19 protein-coding genes are annotated in these 18,729 nt (G+C 64.9%); 8 read left to right on the forward strand and 11 right to left on the reverse strand.

Annotated features, from left to right (window positions below; translation table 11 throughout):
• Positions 1-99: 99 nt before the first annotated feature.
• The 5 genes from P6U27_RS10990 to P6U27_RS11010 form a co-directional block, all read right to left on the reverse strand.
• Complete coding sequence (locus P6U27_RS10990; protein ID WP_407194037.1) at positions 100-714, reverse strand: hypothetical protein; 615 nt, start codon at positions 712-714, stop codon at positions 100-102.
• Entirely contained in the window at positions 711-1,559 is an 849-nt protein-coding gene (locus P6U27_RS10995) for an ABC transporter permease (RefSeq protein ID WP_407194038.1), read from the reverse strand. Before P6U27_RS10995 ends, P6U27_RS10990 begins: the two co-directional genes overlap by 4 nt.
• Positions 1,556-2,362, reverse strand: a complete 807-nt coding sequence (locus tag P6U27_RS11000; protein ID WP_122402195.1) for an ABC transporter ATP-binding protein — start codon at positions 2,360-2,362, stop codon at positions 1,556-1,558. Before P6U27_RS11000 ends, P6U27_RS10995 begins: the two co-directional genes overlap by 4 nt.
• Positions 2,359-3,303, reverse strand: a complete 945-nt coding sequence (locus P6U27_RS11005) for a YVTN family beta-propeller repeat protein (RefSeq protein ID WP_407194437.1) — start codon at positions 3,301-3,303, stop codon at positions 2,359-2,361. Before P6U27_RS11005 ends, P6U27_RS11000 begins: the two co-directional genes overlap by 4 nt.
• A 136-nt stretch (positions 3,304-3,439) precedes the next feature.
• Positions 3,440-4,621: an ABC transporter substrate-binding protein gene (locus P6U27_RS11010; RefSeq protein ID WP_407194039.1), complete on the reverse strand. Its 1,182-nt coding sequence runs from the start codon at positions 4,619-4,621 to the stop codon at positions 3,440-3,442.
• A 60-nt stretch (positions 4,622-4,681) separates the two neighbouring features.
• Between P6U27_RS11010 and P6U27_RS11015 the strand changes: the two genes are divergently transcribed.
• Positions 4,682-5,251 carry a DUF3280 domain-containing protein gene (locus P6U27_RS11015; protein WP_122402197.1) on the forward strand — a complete coding sequence of 190 codons (570 nt, stop codon included), beginning with the start codon at positions 4,682-4,684 and terminating at the stop codon, positions 5,249-5,251.
• A 42-nt stretch (positions 5,252-5,293) separates the two neighbouring features.
• On the opposite strand, the gene fghA is transcribed toward P6U27_RS11015, so the two are convergent.
• Positions 5,294-6,139, reverse strand: coding sequence for an S-formylglutathione hydrolase (gene fghA, locus P6U27_RS11020; RefSeq protein WP_129144495.1), 846 nt, complete (start codon positions 6,137-6,139; stop codon positions 5,294-5,296).
• A 76-nt stretch (positions 6,140-6,215) separates the two neighbouring features.
• Entirely contained in the window at positions 6,216-6,836 is a 621-nt protein-coding gene (locus P6U27_RS11025) for a response regulator (protein ID WP_407119795.1), read from the reverse strand.
• 207 nt (positions 6,837-7,043) lie between these two features.
• On the opposite strand from P6U27_RS11025, the gene P6U27_RS11030 reads away from it, so the two are divergent.
• Together P6U27_RS11030 and P6U27_RS11035 are read left to right on the forward strand one after the other, a co-directional pair.
• Entirely contained in the window at positions 7,044-8,396 is a 1,353-nt protein-coding gene (locus tag P6U27_RS11030; protein ID WP_122402200.1) for a histidine kinase, read from the forward strand.
• 163 nt (positions 8,397-8,559) lie between these two features.
• Entirely contained in the window at positions 8,560-11,016 is a 2,457-nt protein-coding gene (locus P6U27_RS11035) for a TonB-dependent receptor (RefSeq protein ID WP_407194040.1), read from the forward strand.
• 102 nt (positions 11,017-11,118) lie between these two features.
• Here the strand turns inward: P6U27_RS11035 and P6U27_RS11040 are convergent, their stop codons facing one another.
• A complete protein-coding gene (locus P6U27_RS11040; protein ID WP_407194041.1) occupies positions 11,119-11,328 on the reverse strand; it encodes an SDR family oxidoreductase in 210 nt (69 codons plus the stop codon).
• 125 nt (positions 11,329-11,453) lie between these two features.
• On the opposite strand from P6U27_RS11040, the gene P6U27_RS11045 reads away from it, so the two are divergent.
• The 5 genes from P6U27_RS11045 (at position 11,454) to P6U27_RS11065 (ending at position 15,690) form a co-directional block, all read left to right on the forward strand.
• A complete protein-coding gene (locus P6U27_RS11045) occupies positions 11,454-11,621 on the forward strand; it encodes a hypothetical protein (RefSeq protein WP_164937028.1) in 168 nt (55 codons plus the stop codon).
• A 60-nt stretch (positions 11,622-11,681) separates the two neighbouring features.
• On the forward strand, positions 11,682-12,089 hold the full coding sequence (locus P6U27_RS11050; protein ID WP_407194042.1) for a hypothetical protein: 408 nt from the start codon (positions 11,682-11,684) through the stop codon (positions 12,087-12,089).
• Positions 12,090-12,239: 150 nt separating this feature from the next.
• Positions 12,240-13,703, forward strand: coding sequence for a GH1 family beta-glucosidase (locus tag P6U27_RS11055; RefSeq protein WP_407194043.1), 1,464 nt, complete (start codon positions 12,240-12,242; stop codon positions 13,701-13,703).
• Positions 13,704-13,816: 113 nt separating this feature from the next.
• Positions 13,817-15,049 carry an acetyl-CoA C-acetyltransferase gene (locus P6U27_RS11060; RefSeq protein ID WP_407194044.1) on the forward strand — a complete coding sequence of 411 codons (1,233 nt, stop codon included), beginning with the start codon at positions 13,817-13,819 and terminating at the stop codon, positions 15,047-15,049.
• A gap of 338 nt (positions 15,050-15,387) precedes the next feature.
• Entirely contained in the window at positions 15,388-15,690 is a 303-nt protein-coding gene (locus P6U27_RS11065; RefSeq protein ID WP_027574583.1) for an HU family DNA-binding protein, read from the forward strand.
• Positions 15,691-15,760: 70 nt separating this feature from the next.
• Here P6U27_RS11065 and P6U27_RS11070 read toward each other — a convergent pair whose 3' ends face one another.
• Genes P6U27_RS11070 through P6U27_RS11080 form a run of 3 tightly spaced genes read right to left on the reverse strand, consistent with a single transcriptional unit; the run spans position 15,761 to position 18,695 of the window.
• A complete protein-coding gene (locus tag P6U27_RS11070; protein ID WP_407194045.1) occupies positions 15,761-15,916 on the reverse strand; it encodes a hypothetical protein in 156 nt (51 codons plus the stop codon).
• A 5-nt stretch (positions 15,917-15,921) separates the two neighbouring features.
• On the reverse strand, positions 15,922-18,303 hold the full coding sequence (lon, locus tag P6U27_RS11075) for an endopeptidase La (RefSeq protein WP_407194046.1): 2,382 nt from the start codon (positions 18,301-18,303) through the stop codon (positions 15,922-15,924).
• Positions 18,304-18,311: 8 nt separating this feature from the next.
• Positions 18,312-18,695: an Hsp20/alpha crystallin family protein gene (locus P6U27_RS11080; protein ID WP_027574581.1), complete on the reverse strand. Its 384-nt coding sequence runs from the start codon at positions 18,693-18,695 to the stop codon at positions 18,312-18,314.
• Positions 18,696-18,729: the final 34 nt, after the last annotated feature.

Raw genomic sequence — 18,729 nt, forward strand, 5'->3', positions numbered from 1 at the left:
ATCCTGGATCGATTTGGTTCCGGCAGATAGCGCCGCAAAAGAGCTAACGATCCCGTGGCGATCGCGGGAACCCGCCGCGGGCCATCGGCGCGACCGACGCTATTCCATTTCCTGCTGGATCACGCGTCCGAGCGCGAACAGCCGCTGGTCGATCGCGGTTGGAACTTCGCAGACGAAGCGCACCACTTTGTGGCGGTCCTCGAAAATTCGGGTCTTCCAGATCAGCTCGTTGCTGAGCGCCTCGACCTTGGCGTCGTCGCGTGGCGTGGCGCCCTGGAGCGCTTGGAGCTCGAGCGTCTCCTCGCGGATCTTGTCGGCGGCATCGCGTTGCTTGCGGCTGACGCGTTCGAGCCCGCTCATGACCTGCGAGCGCTGGGCGTTGAGCGTGTCGAACAGGCCGGCGAACAGGAGCTTTGCGTTCATCGCCTTGTCGCTGCCGGAAGCCGCCAGAAATTCCTTCACCGATTTCTCGGCTGCCTCCAGCGGCGTCTTGCGTGCCGACAGTTTTGCCACCAGCGAGCTGATCTTGGCGTCGTCTTTCCACTTGGTCTCGGCGTCGCCGAGCGGCGGTCCGGCCCAGACCGCCGCGAGCGAGATCTCCGGCACTTTTGCCTGTGTGCACGGCCAGTCGGGGTAGCGCGGGTCGGCCGCGCGCGCCGCCGCGCTCGCAACAGCGAACGCCAGAACAGCCGCCGCCAGAACCCGAACCTTCATCCTTCGCCTCCCGCAGGCCCGCGTCGCGCCAGCCCGCGCGAGGGATCATAGGCCAAAATCGCGCCGATCATGAAGACGATTGTGCAGATTGCGACTACCGCCAGCGAGATCCAGTTGATCTGGCCATAAAGTGCGAAGCGGATCAGCTCGACCGCATGGGTGAACGGATTGGCCTCGCAGACATAGTAGAGATAGGGGCTGCCCTCCTGCACCCGCCAGAGCGGGTAGAGCGCGGAGGAAGCGAAGAACATCGGGAAGATCACGAAGTTCATCACGCCGGCGAAGTTTTCCAGCTGCTTGATGCCGGAGGAGATCAGCATGCCGAGCGAGCCCAGCATCAACCCCGACAGGATCAGCGCCGGCAGCACGGTGAGATAGCCCGATGGCGGCGGGGTGATGTCCCAGAACCAGGCGATGAAGAGGAACGCGTAGACCTGGAGCAGCGACACGGCGGTCCCCGCAAGCAGCTTGCAGAACAACAGGAACCCGCGCGGCAGCGGGCTCACCAGCAGCGTGCGCATATTGCCCATCTCGCGGTCATAGACCATCGACAGCGAGGACTGCATGCCGTTGAAGAGCTGGATCATCGCCATCAGCCCGGGCGCGATGTAGACCTCGTAGAGGATGTAGCTCTCGTAGGGCGGGATGATGGAGATGCCTAGCACCTGGCGGAAGCCGGCGGCGAAGATGAACAGCCACACCAGTGGTCGCACCAGCGCCGAGACGAAGCGCTCGCGCTGATGCAGGAAGCGCAATCCCTCGCGCCAGACGATGCCGATGAGGCAGGTCAGGTACTCGGCGCCAGAGAAGCCGCGCGGCGTCTCGCGCGTGGTGATGCTGCTCATGCGCCACCTCCCGGCATCGTTTGCGTGCCGGTCAGACGCATGAAGGCGGTGTTGACGTCCTGAGCGCCGGCCTCTGCGATGACGCGGCTCATCGGCCCCTGTGCCAGCACCTTGCCCTGGTGCAGCACCACGAGATCGTCACCGGGCAGGATCTCGTCGAACAGATGCGTGGCCCAGAGCACGCCGATGCCTTGCTCGGTCACGAGCTGGCGGACATGGCTGATGATGTCGGCGCGCGCCTTGACGTCGAGGCCGACGGTCGGCTCGTCGAGCAACAGCAGCCGCGGCCGGTGCAATAGCGCGCGGGCGATCTCCAGCCGCCGCATCTGCCCGCCCGAGAGGTCGCGCACCTTGCTGCCTGCGCGCTCGGAAAGGCCGATGCGGCCAAGCAGCTCGGCACTGCGCGCGGCGGCCTCGCGGCGGCTGATGCCGTGCAGCGCGGCGTGATAGAGCAGGTTCTGCGTCAGCGACAGATCGAGATCGAGCGTGCGCGGCTGGAACACGACCCCGAGCAGCCGCAGCGCCTCGCCGGGGCTCTTGCTGATGTCATGGCCGAAGATGGAAACACGGCCGGACTGGATGCCGAACAGGCGCGTGATCAGCGAGAACAGCGTGCTCTTGCCGGCACCGTTGAGCCCGAGCAGCGCGGTGAAGCTTGCGGGCTGCACATTGAAAGACACCTCCATCAACGCGCGCCGCGGGCCGTAAGAATGGCTGATGCCGTCGATCGACAGTGCAGGCACGGTGGCCGGATGCGATCCTGGCGCCTCGCGTGGCTCAGTGATGGGGACAGGGCTGGTCATGGCGCGATCGTGATCCCCCAGGGCAGTTCGCCCACCTGAATGGTCTTGATCACCTTTTGCGCGGCGACGTCGATCACGGACACGTCGTTCGATACGCCGTTGGTGGTGAGCAGATATTTCTCATCGGGCGTGAACGCCATGTGCCAGACCCGCTGCCCGACCAGGAGATATTTCGTCACCTTGCGCGTCGCGACGTCGACCACGGCGATGCGGTTGGCAGGGCCGAGCGCGATGAAAGCGGTCTTGTCGTCCTTGGTCATGCCGATGCCGACCGGCTGGATCGCTTCTTTCCGCAGGCCCGGAATCTCGAACGTGACCTTGCCGATCACCTCGTGCTTCCTGGGGTCGATGATAGAGACGGTGCCGCCGATCTCCGAGGACACCCAGAGCTCCGAGCTGTCGTGCTTGAACTCAGCAAAGCGCGGCCGCGCATCGACCAGCACGTTGGCGACGATCTGGCGCGAGCTGGTATCGATGAAATGCGCCATGTTGGTGGTTTCGGACGTGTTGATCAGCGTCTTGCCGTCCGGGCTGATGGTCATGCCCTCGGGTTCGACGCCGACCTGGATGTCGCCGAGGCGCGCGCGCTTCTCGAGGTCGATCACGGTGACCGTGTTGTCGTTCTCGTTGGCGACATAGAGGATCTTGCCGGCGGCATCTTGCGCGAACAATTCGGGGTCGGGCCCGGAGGGCAGACTGTCGACCACGCTTTGCGTCTTGGCGTCGATCAGCTGGATGGTGTCGTCGTCGCCGACCGCCACCATCACGAACTTGCCGTCACGCGTGAACTCGATGCCGCGCGGACGCTGGCCGACCTTGATGGTCTTGGTCACGGTCCAGCTGTCGGTATCGATCACCGACACTGTGTTGCTCTTCTCGTTCGACACATAGGCGATGAACGCATGTGCAGGTGCCACGGCCAGTGCCAGTGCAGCGAACAGTGATAGGCGCAATATCTGCGTATGCAAGGGACCGTGCTCTTCGATTCGTTGAAACTGCTCGCGGGCTTGTTTCACCGCAGGCGGGGGAGGGGGCGCAGCGTCGTCGCGGTGCCAGCTCGAACTCATCTCAAATCGCTCACTTCAACTTGCATTTGCTCTCCGGACGATCGTAGCCGAGCGTGTCGAGCTCGGAGACCTGATGCAAGAATCCTTCCTGCGGCGACACCGACACGACCATGCGGCCGTCCACCAGCAGGATGGGCTGGCGCAGCTGCAGATTCCAGTCGCGCAGCGTCAGCCGCGTGCCCTTGAAGGCCGCGACGGAGAAATCCGGGCCCTTGATGAAGTCGGCCACCTTCTTCACGTCGCCGGAATTGGTGCGCGAGGTGGCTTCGCCGATCATGCGCACCGCGGTCCAGGCCTGCATGTCGAGCGCGGTCATGCGCCGCGAGTTCAGCTTGATGAAGCGGTTCTGCATCTGGATCGCGCCCCACTGGTCCTGAGATGCGTCCCAGCTGCGCGGCACCAGGCCGGCCGAGCCCGCGACCGGGCGCGGATCCCAGGTGCGATAGGGCAGGTACGCACCGAATACCTCGCTCTCGTCGGCGACGACCAGCACGTCATAGGCCGGCGCCTGCTGCGTGAACACCGGCATCTGGCGCTGGATCAGCGTGACGCCCGAGTCGGTGCGGCGAGCGCCGCCCTTATCTTCGAACGTGCGCTCCTGCACGATCTTGGCGCCGAACCGCGTCGCGGTGCGCCTCAGCGCATCGGCGAATAGCTTGTCCTCGTCATGGGAGCCGACCACCAGCAGCCAGCGCGACCACTTCTTCCACACCAGGTATTGGCCGAGCGCATCCGCCAGCATTGCGCGGGTCGGGGCGGTATGGATGACGTTGGCGCGGCAATCGGTCTCGCGCAGCCGTTCGTCGATCGCGCCGACGTTGAACAGCAGCGTGCCGCGCTCGCGCAGGGCATCCGAGACCTTCAGCAGCGCATCGGCCGGCAGGTCGGCGATGATGAAGCCGTTTTTCTCGGCAAGCGCGGTCGCTGCCTGTACCGCGTCCTCACCTTCCTTGATGCGGCGTTCCTCCAGCGTAAACCGCTGGTCTGTGAATTTTCCGGTGGTGTTGTTGTCCTCGATGGCGAGGCGCGCGCCGGCGACGCCGTCATTCTCCGCGGGCTGCTCGACCAGCGACAGCGTCGATCGGGCAGCGGCGACCCCGAGATAGCCGACGCCGATCGTGACGGGCTCGGCCGCGAGCGCGCTCGTCGCGGCAAGACCAAAGCCGATCAGGCCGGCCAACCATCGGATCATGTTTCCTCCAGACGATCTCCCCGGCTTGACCGCCGGTGAAGAATTGTCTCTGCTTCAAGCATGACCAATTTGTCAGGGCATGCAACCCCGCATTTCGTCTCCGCGCGCGCGAGGCCGGGAATCAAGATCATGCGAGCATTGATATGTCTCGCCGCTCTGTTGTGGATGGGCTCGGCCGCGCTCGCCGATCCGCCGAAACTCGCGGTGTTCGATTTCGAGCTGATCGACACCAGCCTGCCCGGCGAGTTCTACGGCTCCAAGCCCGAGCAGGGGCGGCTCGAGCGCATCAGCGAGCAGCTGCGCAAGGAATTGGCAGATTCGGGCCGGTTCCAGGTACTCGACATCGCCCCGGTACGGGATGCCGCCCGTCACGCGAACTTGCAGGCCTGCGGCGGCTGCGACCTCAAGCTCGCCGGGCAGCTCGGCGCCGATTTGGAAATCACCGGCCTCGTGCAAAAAGTCTCGAACCTGATCATCAATCTCAACGTCTATTTGCGCGACGTGAAGACCGGCAACATGATCACGGCCGCCAGCGCCGACATGCGCGGCAACACCGATGAATCCTGGTCACGCACGATGAGCTATCTCATCCGCAACCGCTTGCTGGCGCCGAACTACGGCAAGCCGTGAGGTCTTCGCCTCTCCCCGCAAGCGGGGCGAGGAAGAAGAGAATCACGCCGTCAATCTTGCCGCGTGCCAGTGCAGGTGATCGCTCATGAAGGTCGAGATGAAATAATAGCTGTGGTCGTAGCCGGCCTGCCGCCGCAGCGTCAGCGGGATGCCCGCCTTTGCGCAGGCGGCTTCGAGCAGCTCCGGCTTGAGCTGTTCCTTCAGGAAATTGTCGGCCTCGCCGACGTCGACCAGGAAGCCGGAGAATTTCGCGCCGTCCTCGACCAGCGCCACGGTGTCGTGATTGCGCCAGGCGTCCTTGTTCGGCCCGAGATAGCCGGTCAGCGCCTTGATGCCCCACGGCACGAGCGAGGGCGCCACGATCGGCGCGAACGCGCTGGCCGCGCGGTAGCGATGCGGGTTGCGCAGTGCCACGGTCAGCGCGCCGTGGCCGCCCATCGAGTGCCCCATCACCGATTGCCGCTTGGCATCGACCGGAAAATTCTCCGCCACCAGCTTGGGCAATTCGTCCGTCACGTAGCTCCACATGCGATAGTTACGCGCGAAAGGCTCCTGGGTGGCGTCGACATAGAAGCCGGCGCCGAGACCAAAATCATAGGCGTTGTTGGCATCGCCCGGCACGTCGGGCCCGCGCGGTGAGGTGTCGGGCGCGACGAAGATCAGGCCGAGCTCGGCGCAGGCTTTGCGGAATTCGCCCTTCTCGGTGACGTTGGCATGCGTGCAGGTGAGCCCGGAGAGGTACCAGACCACGGGCAACTTGGCGCCATCGGCATGCGGCGGGACATAGACCGAGAACACCATGTCGGTTCCGGTCGCCTGGCTCGCATGGCGATACACGCCCTGTACGCCGCCATAGGATTTATTGGTCGAGACAGTCTGGATCGTCATGCCTGAAAACTCCGTGGCATCTCACCACATCAAGATTGCAACTCTTGTGTGACCGAATTCGTGGCGGCTCGTGTCGTCAGGCGACGCCGCTGTCGATCGCCAGCCGCACCAGCTCGACCGAAGTCTTCACCCCGAGCTTCTGGCGCATGATGGACGAGGTATTGGCCACCGTCTTGTAGGACGACTGCACCAGCCAGGCGATCTCCGACAGGCTCTTTCCGGCACTCAGCAACCGCAAGATTTCCATCTCGCGCGCGTTCAGCTTCGACAGCGGGCTTTGCGCCAGCGCGGGTCCGGCAAAGGCGATGCTGCGCGCGATCGCGGTCGGAAGGTAAGTCCCGCCGCCCCCGACGGCGCGGATCGCCTCGACGAGATCGTCGGGATCGCCGGTCTTGGAGACATACCCCTTTGCGCCGCACTCGATCGCGCGCGCGGCGAAGGCGGGGTCGTCGTTCATGCTGAACATGATGATGCGGGCCTCAGGCGCGCGCTCGAGGATGCGGCGCGCGAGCTCGAAGCCGGAGACGGTCGGCAGGTTGATGTCGATGATGCAGAGGTCGGGGCGTTCGACGATGAAGACGCTCTCGCCGTCTTCGGCGTCGGCCGCCTCCAAGATCTCGATCTCGCCTTCGTCGGCCAACACGGCACGGCAGCCGGAGGCGACGATGGGATGATCGTCGACGATCAGAATGCGCATAGGGCGTTCCTCGCGACAGCCCGTTCCCCTGATAGGATGGCCTGTTCTGCGCCGCATGAGATTACCAGGTGAGACGCGCGTGTCTCATGTGGCCTCATGCAACCAGGCCGGGATTGCTGTACGCTTCCGATTAGATATCGGGCGCTTCGTCTCTGTCAACGTCATCGGACAGGCGCGGGCATTCTTCGCGAGGCACAGGCGATACCAATGTGGCAAAATCTATCCTTGCGCGGACGCATCAACCTCTTGCTGGCGCTGCTGCTGGCGCTGGGGCTCGCCGTCAATATCGGCCGCCAGGTCGCGGAAGCAGGTCCCCGCGTGCAGGCCGAGGACCAGAGCGTGATCCGCCTTGCGCGCGAGTTCATCGAGATGATCGTGGCGGACCTGAACGAGGCGCCCGACCCCGATGCGAAGCTGAACCAGATCGCGCGCGATCTCAGCCGCCTGCGCCATGTCAGCATCGCGCTTCACGATTCCGGCGGGAACCCGCTGACTCCGCCGCGGCCCGATGCCGACACGCGCGGTCCGCCGGCCTGGTTCGTCAGCCTGGTTCATCCCGAGCAGGCCGCGGTCAGCGTGCCCGTCTCGATCCATGGCAAGCCCGGCTCGCTCGTGATCACCGCGCATCCCGATGACGAGATCGCGGAGATCTGGGACGGCATCGTGACCCAGCTCGAGGTTGGCTCGGTGATCGCGCTCGCGCTGTTTTTCCTGATGATGACAGTGGTCGGCCGGGCGCTGGCACCGCTGCAGTCGCTGGCGGAGGCAATGGGGAAGCTCGAAGGCGGACATTACGAGGCCCGTGTCGCGCCGGGCGGCGCGCCGGAACTCGGCGCGATCTGCACCAAGCTCAACCACCTTGCCGCGACGCTTCATGAGGCGGTCGAGGACAAGCGGCGCCTTGCCGAGCGTGCGGTGTCGCTTCAGGACATCGAGCGCAAGGAGATCGCACGCGAGCTCCATGACGAGTTCGGGCCTTACTTGTTCTCGCTGCGCGCACATGCGAGCGCGCTGGCGAAGCAGGCGGACGGACGCGCGCCGAGTGCGGATGCCGTGCGAAAACATGGCAGCGCCATGCTGGAGCAGATCAATGCACTCCAGCAGTTCAATCGCCGCGTGCTGGAGCGCCTTCGGCCCGTGGGCCTTGCCGAGCTCGGCCTGCGCCAGGCGCTGGAATCGCTGTCGCGGCTGTGGCGGGAGTCGCACCCCGACGTCGCGATCGAGACCGTGATCTCGCCGGCGCTGGGCGCAACCGGTGAGACCGCCGATCTCACCATCTATCGCATCGTGCAGGAGGCGCTCACCAATGTATTCCGCCACGCCGGCGCGACCTCGGTCAATGTCGTCATCGAGCCGGTGGCACAGGCATCGGACGATGGCCGCGGCTGCGCCCGGGTGCGGGTCAGCGACAATGGCCGCGGCATGGAGCCGGGCCAGAAGCTCGGCTTCGGCCTCGTCGGGATGCGCGAGCGGATCCTGGCGCTAGGCGGCACGCTCAACGTCGTCTCCGGTGACGGGGGCCTGACCGTCGAGGCGCTGATTCCGACGGCATCCCCCTGACCGCGCCCGAAGCGATCGGGAAAAATTCCCGATTTGGTCGGGAAAACGGGTGCGGATATTGCCCGACCTTTTATGGCTGGCGCGCGAACGGCCCCCGATTACACTCCTCTCGACCAAACGGGGAAAATCAAATCGGCCGATGGTGACGGGTTGGGAAGGCAGGATGGGCGAGCGTCTTCGGTTCAAGCGTCGTTTGTTGGTCGCTTCGGTTTCGGCCGGGCTGGTTCTCGCCGGTCCCGCCGAGGCCGCGCAGGATGAAGAGACCAATGTCCAGAACCTGCCGCCGGTCGAGGTCACTGCGCCGCCTCCTTCGCCAGCGAGGCGTACCGCGGCGCCGCGACCGGTCGCGCGCGTCGGGGCGCCGTCGTCCGCCAGCCCGAGGACACGTATCTACGTCTATCCGACCTCGCCGGGTACGGGCAGGGGTCTCGATGTCGACAAGGTCGCATCGGCGATCAACGCGGTCGATGCCAATCAGATCAAGCGTACCGGTTCGCTGAACGTCACAGATGCCCTGCGCGACAACATCGCCGGCGTCAACATCAGCGAAGTTACTGGCAATCCGTTCCAGCCGAATGTCGAATTCCGCGGTTTCGTCGCATCGCCCGTGACGGGCACGCCGCAGGGCCTTGCCGTGTACCAGAACGGCGTCCGCATCAACGAAGCCTTCTCGGACGCCGTCAATTGGGACCTGATCCCCACCGCCGCGATCAGGTCGGTGACGCTGGTGACCAACAACCCGGCCTTCGGCCTCAACGCGCTCGGCGGCGCCCTCAACCTGCAAATGAAGGACGGCTTCACCTATCAGGGCGCGGAGCTCGACGTGATGGGCGGCTCGTTCGGCCGCATCCAGGGCTCGGCGCAATGGGGCAAGCAGGTCGACAAGAACTACGGCGTCTATGCCGCGCTCGAAGGACTGCGCGACGACGGCTTCCGCAATTTTTCCCAATCGACGGTGCGGCGCTTCTACGGCGATGTCGCCTACAAGGCCGGCGACAGCGAATTCCACGCCAATATGGGCGTGGCCAAGAACGATTTCGGTGCCAGCGCTACCGTACCGGCCGAGCTTCTCGACAAATATTGGGGCGCGACCTACACGACGCCGCAGACCACGAGCAACCGCGTCGGTTATTTCAATTTCACCGGAAAGGTCGATGCGACGCCGACCTGGACGCTGGAAGGCACTGCGCATCTGCGCAGATACGAGCAGAAGCTGGTCGACGGCAATCCGACCGACGTGCAGGAATGCGGTGCGGATCCAACGCTGCTCTGCTTCGGCAATGATACCACGCCCGCGAACGGCACGAACGGCGTGCAGCTCGCCAATCCCTTTGCGCCGGGAACGATCCTCGGCGAGATCGACCGCAGCTCGATACGGTCGACCAGCTTCGGCGTGTCGGGGCAGGCCACCAACACCGATCAACTGTTGGGGCACGACAACCGCTTCGTGATGGGCGCGAGCTATGATGCCAGCGTCACGCGCTACGACGCGACCGCCGAAATCGGCTCGATCGGAGAAAATTACGTCGTCAGCGGCAGCGGCGTGTTCCTAGGAGCGACCGGCACGCCAGAGGTTGCCGGCCCTGTCTCGCTGCGGACCATCAACCAGTATAACGGCCTCTATGCGATGGATACGTTCAACGTCACGGATGCTTTCGCCATCACCGGCGGCGGCCGCTTCAACGTAGCGCGCATCACGCTCGAGGATCAGCTCGGCACCGATCTCAACGGTGATCACACCTTCACCCGCTTCAATCCGGTCATCGGCGGCACCTACAAGATCACGCCGGAGCTGACGGCCTATGCCGGCTATTCCGAGGCCAATCGCGTGCCGACGCCGCTGGAACTCGGGTGCTCCGATCCGGTCCGTCCTTGCCTCATCGCAGCGTTTCTCGTCTCCGATCCACCACTGAAACAGGTCGTATCCAAGACCGTGGAGGCGGGCCTGCGCGGCACCAAGGAGCTGAACATCGGCACCCTCGGCTGGAAGGTCGGCGGCTTCCGCGCCACCAATTACGACGACATCGCTGCCGTTCCTGTTCCGGACCGGACTGGATTTGGCTTTTTCGCCAATGTGGGCCGGACGCGGCGGCAGGGGCTCGAAGCCGAGGTCAGCATCAAGTCGCCGACGCTCCAGTTCCAGGCGAGCTACGCCTTCCTCGACGCACGTTTTCTCGACGCGCTGACCATCGGCTCCAACAGCCCGTTTGCTGACGCCAACGGTCACATCCACGTCTCGCCCGGCAATCAGCTCCCGGCCATCCCCCGCCACCGCGTCAAGATCGGCATCGACTACGCCGTGACCGACGTCTGGAAGGTCGGCGGCAACGCGCTGTTCGTCTCCAGCCAATATCTCGTCGGCGACGAGTCCAACCAGTTCGCGAAGCTGCCGTCCTATACGGTGTTCAATCTCCACACCTCCTATCAGGTGACGAAGAACATCCAGCTCTACGGCCGCGTCGACAACGTCTTCGACAAGCGCTACGCGACCTACGGACGGTTCTTCGATCGCGAGGCCTTGCCCAACTTCACCAACGGCGGCAATGACTTCGCCGATCCGCGCTCGCTGAGCCCGGCAAGGCCGCGCGCGTTCTATGCGGGGATGCGGCTGACGTTCTAGACCGGCTCGAAAGCGTCAACACTTCGCACGGAAGCTGAGCATGAGATCATGCTCAAACAGCGAGTTGAAGCGGACGATGAATCATCTGGATCTCGTCGCGCTCTAGATCAGTCCGAGGCCGCCATCCACTGCGAGAACCTGTCCCATTACCCATCGAGAGGCGGGGCTCGCGAAGTGCACGATCCAATCCGCGATCTCGTCGGGATCGCCGCGTCGGGCGAGCGGGATTTTTCCGCGCTCCTCCTGCTTGACGGCTTCAGCCTGCTCGGTGGACAGCCCCATCATCCCGGTCAACGAGGGATGATGAGCCATCGTCCCGGCCCCGCGAGCGAAGCGCGCGCGGCCCTCTTAACCCATCAGAAACCATAGCAAATGATCTGAAAAGTTTAACGAAACTGCTCGGTCCTCTCCGCGTCGATGTGTCGGAGGGCCGTCTGATGACAGAACGCCAGTTGAGAGAGCAGGAATTCCTGATCGCGCGTTACCGGCATTTGGAACGCGAAGTGACCGACCCGCTTGCCGCGCATCTGCTTCACAGCATCATCGAGGAGCTCGAGGCCGAGCTGCGCAAGGAAAGAGCGGATTGGCACGGGGCGGGTCATTAACCGTTTCTTGGCGCTAAGATGCCAATTATCGGCGTCGCAATACCAGGGGAGACTGCTCCCATGCTGAAGGACGGCACCTACGCGGCGTGGTACAAGACGCCGCTCGACCAGGGTACCGGGATCGTCCATGTCGCAGACGGCCAGATTTGGGGCCGCGACAGCCTGATGACCTATCACGGCGTCTGCAAGGTCGATGGCGACCGCTTCACGGCGACCGTATCGACGAAGCGTCATACCGATGGGCGGGCAACGGTCTTCGGCGTTGAAGATGAGCTCACGCTCGACATCGAAGGGTACTGCCCCGGCAAGATCGCGAGCTACACCGCGACGGCACAACAGGTGCCGGGAATGATCCTCCATGGCACGCTCATTCTGACGGAACAGCAGCCGCCGGCACGTGAGCGAACCGAGCCGGTGCCAGCGTTCAATCCCCGCAAGCTGCCGAAATTGCCGAAGCGCTCGCGCTGAGCGCGAGGCCGGTACTCCCCTGGGGGCCGCTCGCATATGTCGCGCCCTCGGGTCCCGCAATTCTGCATGCGGCATCCCCAAAGGCCGCTTCTCAAATGGTCCGCGACCCGCCATTGTGCCGCCGCAACGATCGTTTCGGAGGCAGCATCAATGTCGGACAAGGTCTCGCGTCGCCAGCTTGCGAAAATCGCGGGGTTGTCCGCAGCTGCGATGGCTGGTGCGCTCGAGGCTGCCGAAGCCAAGCCGGCAGCCCCGCCGCGCAATGGAGGCGGCTTTCCGGCGGGCTTTGTCTGGGGCACCGCGACCTCGTCCTATCAGGTGGAGGGCGCGGTCAACGAGGACGGGCGAGGGGCGTCGATCTGGGACAAGTTCGTGCGCATTCCCGGCAAGATCGAGGACGGCACCACCGGCGACCGCGCCAATGAGCACTATCACCGCTACAAGGAGGACATCGCGCTCGTCAAGGAACTCGGCTGCAGGGCCTATCGCTTCTCGGTGGCCTGGCCGCGGGTGTTTCCGGACGGCGACGGCAAGCCCAACCCGAAGGGGCTCGACTTCTACAATCGTCTCGTCGACGAACTCCTGAAGAACGGCATCGAGCCGTGGCTGACGCTCTATCATTGGGACCTGCCGCAATCGCTTGAGGATCGCTTCGGCGGTTGGCGTTCGACGGAGACCTGCAAGATCTTCGGTGACTATGCGGCCTATGTCGCCGAGCATCTGACCGACCGCGTCAAAAACGTGTTCACGTTGAACGAGAGCGGCCGCTTCGTCTATTTCGGCTACGGCATCGGCATCGACGCGCCGGGCCTGACGCTGCCGCAGGCCGAGGTCAACCAGATCAGGCACAACAGCGCGCTGGCGCATGGGCTCGCGGTGCAGGCGGTGCGCGCCCATGGCGGCCGCGGCACCAGGGTGGGGCCGGCCGAGAACATCGACGCCTGCGCGCCCGCGATCGACACCCCGGAAAACGTTCGCGCCGCGGAGATCGCGCTGCGCGAGATGAATGCCGGCTATCTCAACGTCATCATGACCGGCGGCTATACCGACGCCTTCCTGAAATATGCCGGGCCCAACGCGCCGAAATTCACCGATGCGGAGCTCAAGATCATTTCCTCGCCGATCGATTTCCTCGGCCTCAACATCTACGCGCCGCAGAACTATGTGGTGGCCTCCGACCAGGGCGCGGGCTTCATGCCGCTGCCGATCCCGAAATCGTTCCCGCACATGAATTCGGACTGGCTGCGTGTCGGGCCCGAGACGATCTACTGGGTGCCGAAGCTGGCGGCAAAGATCTGGAAGACGGATGCGATCTATATCAGCGAGAACGGAGCATCCGGCGACGACATGGTGAGACCCGACGGCAGGATCTACGACACCGACCGCATCATGTATTTGCGCAACTATCTCGCCCAGCTCCAGCGTGCCACAAGTGAGGGCGTGCCGGTGCGCGGCTATTTTCTCTGGAGCCTGATGGACAATTTCGAGTGGGTGTATGGCCTCAACAAGCGTTTTGGGCTGTACCACGTCAATTTCGACACCCAGGTCCGCACGCCAAAGCTCAGCGCCAGCTTCTACCGCAACGTGATCGCGAACAACGCGGCGGGGGTATGATTGCCGTCGCCCCTCCCGCTTGCGGGGAGAGGCGAAGGAGGCGCTGCGCATTGACTCGCCTGTCCCCCTGATTCAAAACCGCCCGCAACGCTCATAACAAGAGGAGGACGCCCATGCCTGACGCACTGATCATCGATGCCTGCCGGACCCCGCGGGGCATCGGCAAGGCCGGCAAGGGAGCCCTCTCGGGCATTCATCCGCAGCAGCTCGGGGCAACCGTGCTGCGCGCGCTCGCCGATCGCACCGGCATCGACACCGCCGATGTCGACGACATCGTCTGGGGCTGCAGCGCGCAGGTCGCAACGCAAAGCGGCGATCTCGGCCGCATGTCGGCGCTCGATGCCGGCCACGACGTGCGCGCCAGCGCGGTGACGCTCGACCGCTTCTGCGGCAGCGGCATCACCAGCGTCAACATGGCCGCAAGCTCGATCATGGCGGGCGCCGAAGACCTCGTCATCGCCGGCGGTTGCGAGATGATGTCGATGGAGGGACGCCGCGGCGGCGGTCCGATGATGATGGACGGCGGCAATCTGCGCCTGCGGGCCAAGCATCCGCAGTCGCATCAGGGCGTCTGCGCCGACGCGATCGCGACGCTGGAAGGCATCACCCGGCAGGACGTCGACGCGCTCGGGCTGGAGAGCCAGAAGCGCGCGGCGCATGCGATCGCGAACGGCCACTTCAAGAAGAGCCTCGTGCCGGTCCACCGCGAGGACGGCAGCCTCGCGCTCGATCACGAGGAGTATCCGCGGCCGCAAACCACGATGGAAGGCCTCAGCAGCCTGAAGCCGGCGTTTCCGGCCATCGCCGACTACGCGCTCGACGACAAGGGCACGACTTATCGCGGCCTGATCCTGCAGAAATACCCCGACCTGAAGATCGACTTCGTGCATCACGCCGGCAACTCGTCCGGCGTCGTCGACGGCGCCGCCGCGATCCTGCTGGCCTCGCCCGCTTACGCCAGGGCGCATGGCCTGAAGCCGCGCGCTCGCGTGGTCGCGATGGCCAACATGGGGGATTCGCCGACCTTGATGCTGAACGCGCCGGTCCCGGCGACGCGCAAGGTGCTGGCGAAGGCGGGTCTCACCATCGATGACATCGACCTGTTCGAGATCAACGAGGCCTTTGCGGTGGTGGCGGAAAAATATATCCGAGATCTCAAGCTCGACCGCGCCAAGGTCAACGTCAATGGCGGCTCGATCGCGCTTGGCCATCCCATCGGCGCCACCGGCTCGATCCTGATCGGCACCGTGCTCGACGAGCTCGAACGGCGCGACCTGAAGCGTGGTCTCGTCACCATGTGCGCCGCCGGCGGCATGGCGCCGGCCATCATCATCGAGCGCGTCTAGCTCGTCCTCACCTCTTCCCGCTTGCGGGGAGAGGTTGCAGCTGCGGTGCGATCCAACCCTTGTTTTCCAGGGTGAAACGGCCCCCTCCCTGTCCAAAGGAGCCGGTCGTCGCTTGTCGAAAGCAGCGAATCAGCTTTAGCAAGATGGCGTGCGGGCCTTTGAAACAAGGCAAAAACCGCTGCCCGAGGCTTCTTTCGCTCCGAAAGTCGCTAAAAAGCAGGGTTTTTTGCCACAGGGGGCCAGAAAAGCCCGTAAAATCGCGACAAAACTGTGCAGAAGGCTATAGGCCTTCAACGGTTGGTCTAATATGCAACCGGCAACGAATCAGAGGAGACACGATGCCAACCCAAATGTCCAAATCGCAGTTGATCGAGAAGATTGCGACCGCCACCGAGCTTTCCAAGCGTGACGTCAAGAACGTCATGGAGACGCTGACCGACGTCGGCCACAAGGAGCTCAAGAAGAACGGCCTGTTCCTGGTGCCGGGCTTCGCCAAGTTCGTGGTCATCAAGAAGCCCGCGACCAAGGCGCGCAAGGGCACCAACCCGTTCACGGGTGAAGAGATGATGTTCAAGGCCAAGCCGGCCCGGAAGATCGTCCGCGCCCGCCCGGTCAAGGCCGCCAAGGACGCCGTGTCCTGACAACGCAAAGGCTCCCTCGAAGGAGGGAGCCTTTTGTTTGGGGCAGCCGCGAGGGCCTGAGACGGAGGGCTCAACCCTTGCGGCGCTTCACGCGGACCGGGACCGGCTGAAGCCGCGGCTCAGGCGCCGCGAGCGTGTCGCGAACCCGGTCGATCGCGCGATCGAGCAACTGGCGCAGCCGCTGCGTCCTCCGCGATCTCTTCGCTTTCTCCAGCAGTTTCTTCATCGCCTTCACTCCGCCGCTTCGATCTTGGCTTCAGCCGGCTCGAGCGCCGAGGCGATCGCCTCGTCGACGCGCTCCAGCCAGATGAATTCGAGCTCGTCCCGCGCGCTCTTCGGGATGTCGTCATAGTCCCGCTTGTTGCGCGCCGGCAGCATCACCCGCTTCAAGCCGGCAGCCGCCGCAGCCACCACCTTCTCCTTGATGCCGCCGACGGGCAGCACCAGGCCGCGCAGCGAGATCTCGCCGGTCATGGCGGTGTCGCTGCGCACCGTGCGATTGGTGAGCAGGGAGGTCAGCGCCGTGAACATCGCGACGCCCGCGCTCGGCCCGTCCTTCGGGGTCGCGCCCGCGGGGACGTGAACGTGGATGTCGCTCTTCTCGAACGCTTGCGGATCGATGCCGAGCTGCGTGGCTTTGCTCTTCACCAGCGTCATCGCAGCCTGCACGCTCTCGCGCATGACGTCGCCGAGCTGACCGGTCAGGATCAGACCGCCCTTGCCGGGCACGCGCGTTGCCTCGATGAACAGGATGTCGCCGCCGACCGGCGTCCAGGCAAGGCCGGTGGCGACCCCGGGAACGCTGGTGCGCAGTGCGATCTCGCCTTCGAAGCGCGGCTGCCCGAGGACGGTGGCGATGTCCTTCGGCGTCACCACGACCTTCGTGGCAGTGCCTTCGGCGACCTGCACCGCGGCATGGCGGAACACCTTGCCGATCTCGCGCTCGAGGTTACGCACGCCGGCCTCGCGGGTGTAGCCCTTGACGATCAGCTTCAGCGCCTCCGGCTCGATCTCGGCCTGCTCGGCGGTCAGGCCATTGGCCTCGAGCTGCCGCCGCACCAGATAGCGCCGCGCGATCTCCAGCTTCTCGTCCTCGGTGTAGCCGGCGAGGCTGATCAGCTCCATGCGGTCCAAGAGCGGACCCGGGATCTGGTCCAGCATGTTCGCGGTCGCGATGAACACCACGCGCGACAGGTCGAAGGGCACGCCGAGGTAATTGTCCCGGAACGTCCCGTTCTGCTCGGGGTCGAGCACCTCCAGCATGGCGGCAGAGGGATCGCCCTGCACGCCACGGCCCATCTTGTCGATCTCGTCCAGCATCATGACGCAGTTCCGGGCACCCGCCTTCTTGATGCCCTGGATGATGTTGCCGGGCAGCGCGCCGATATAGGTGCGCCGATGGCCGCGGATCTCGGCCTCATCATGCACGCCGCCGAGGCTGACGCGCACGAACGGGCGCCCCATCGCGCGCGCGATGGACTGGCCGAGCGAGGTCTTGCCGACGCCGGGCGGGCCGACGAAGCACAGGATCGGGGCCTTGCCCTGCGGGGCGAGCTTGCGCACCGCCAGATATTCGATGATCCGGCTCTTGATCTTCTCCAGGCCAAAATGGTCGGCATCCAGGATGGCGCGCGCCTCCTTGATGTCGATCGGCTTCTCCTCGGGCAGCGCCCAGGGCAATTCGATCAGCCAGTCCAGATAGGTGCGGACCATGCCGGCTTCGCCGGCGGCTTCCGGCATGCGCTCGTAGCGGCGCAGCTCCTTCTTGGCATGCGCCTCCGCCTCCGGCGGCATCTTGGCCTTGGCGATCGCAGCCGTCAGCTCGGTGACCTCCGCCGCCTTGCCGTCGCCTTCGCCGAGCTGGCGCTGGATGGTCGCCATCTGCTCGCGCAGGATCGCCTCGCGCTGCCGCTCGTCGAAGCTGGCGCGGGTCTGCTGGCCGATCTCCTTGCTGATGCGCAGCACTTCCAGCCGCTCGGCCAGGTGCTTCGAGACCTTCTCGACGCGCAGAGCGAGGTCGATGGTCTCCAGCACCTCCTGCTTGTCCTGCGGCTTGATGTCCATGAACGAGGTTGCGAGATCCGCCAGCGCGCCGGGCGCGCTGGTGCCTTGGAACATCGCCGCCAGCTCGGGCGGCGCCTGCGGCAACAGCTCGATCGCCTCGATGGCCTGGCGCTGCAGGTTCAGCGCGCGCGCCTCGATCTCGGGCGAGGTCGTGGTCGGCTCGGGGATCTGCTGGAAACGCGCGGCCGGGAACGGCGTCCCCGGCAGGAAGTCGAGGATGCGCGCGCGCTGCACGCCCTGGCAGACGATGTGGTGGGTACCGTCGGGCGCGGTGATGTACCGCACGATGTTGGCGATGGTCGCGACCCGATAGAGGTCGTCCGCCCCGGGGTCATTGGTCTCGGGGCTGCGTTGCAGGACAATGCCGATCGGCCGCTGTTCGCGCAGCGCCTGCTGCGCGGCGGCGATGGACTTCGCCCGGCCGATCGTGATCGGCGCGATGGCGCCGGGGAACAGCACCATCTCGCGCACGGGGACGATGATCAGCGCGTCGTCGGGGATCTTCACGTCGTTATTGGTCTGTTCGTTGTTCATCTGTTCGGTGGCCATGATCGACCTCAGGATTTGGCGAGGCGCAGTGCGACGCAGCCGTCCATCACGAAGCGGCTGATGGCGTAGCGGCCAAGGGGCAGCGCGATGCGCCGCTCGAAGCGGCCCTGCGGCAGCTCGAGCCGGTGGATGCGGGCGTTGCGAAGCTCCGGCGGGAGGGTGCGCTGACCGGAGATGATGAGAACGCCGTCATGGATGACGGTCTCGACATTGTCCGGATTGACGCCGGGAAGCGCGACCAGGATCAGGAGCTCACGCTCGGTCTCGAGCACGTCGATCGGCGGCTCCCAGCAGGCTTCCTGGCGGCCGAACTGCTGACGCAGCCGATCGGCGCGGGTCAGCGAGTCCAGGGCTTCGGAGAGCATCCAGTCGAGAGGATTTTTGGGTTGCATGATGCGGGCTCGGGGTGGGAAAGCCTGCATATGG

The sequence above is a fragment of the Bradyrhizobium sp. STM 3566 genome (assembly GCF_045571445.1).
In the GTDB taxonomy this organism is placed as follows: Bacteria; Pseudomonadota; Alphaproteobacteria; order Rhizobiales; family Xanthobacteraceae; genus Bradyrhizobium; species Bradyrhizobium vignae.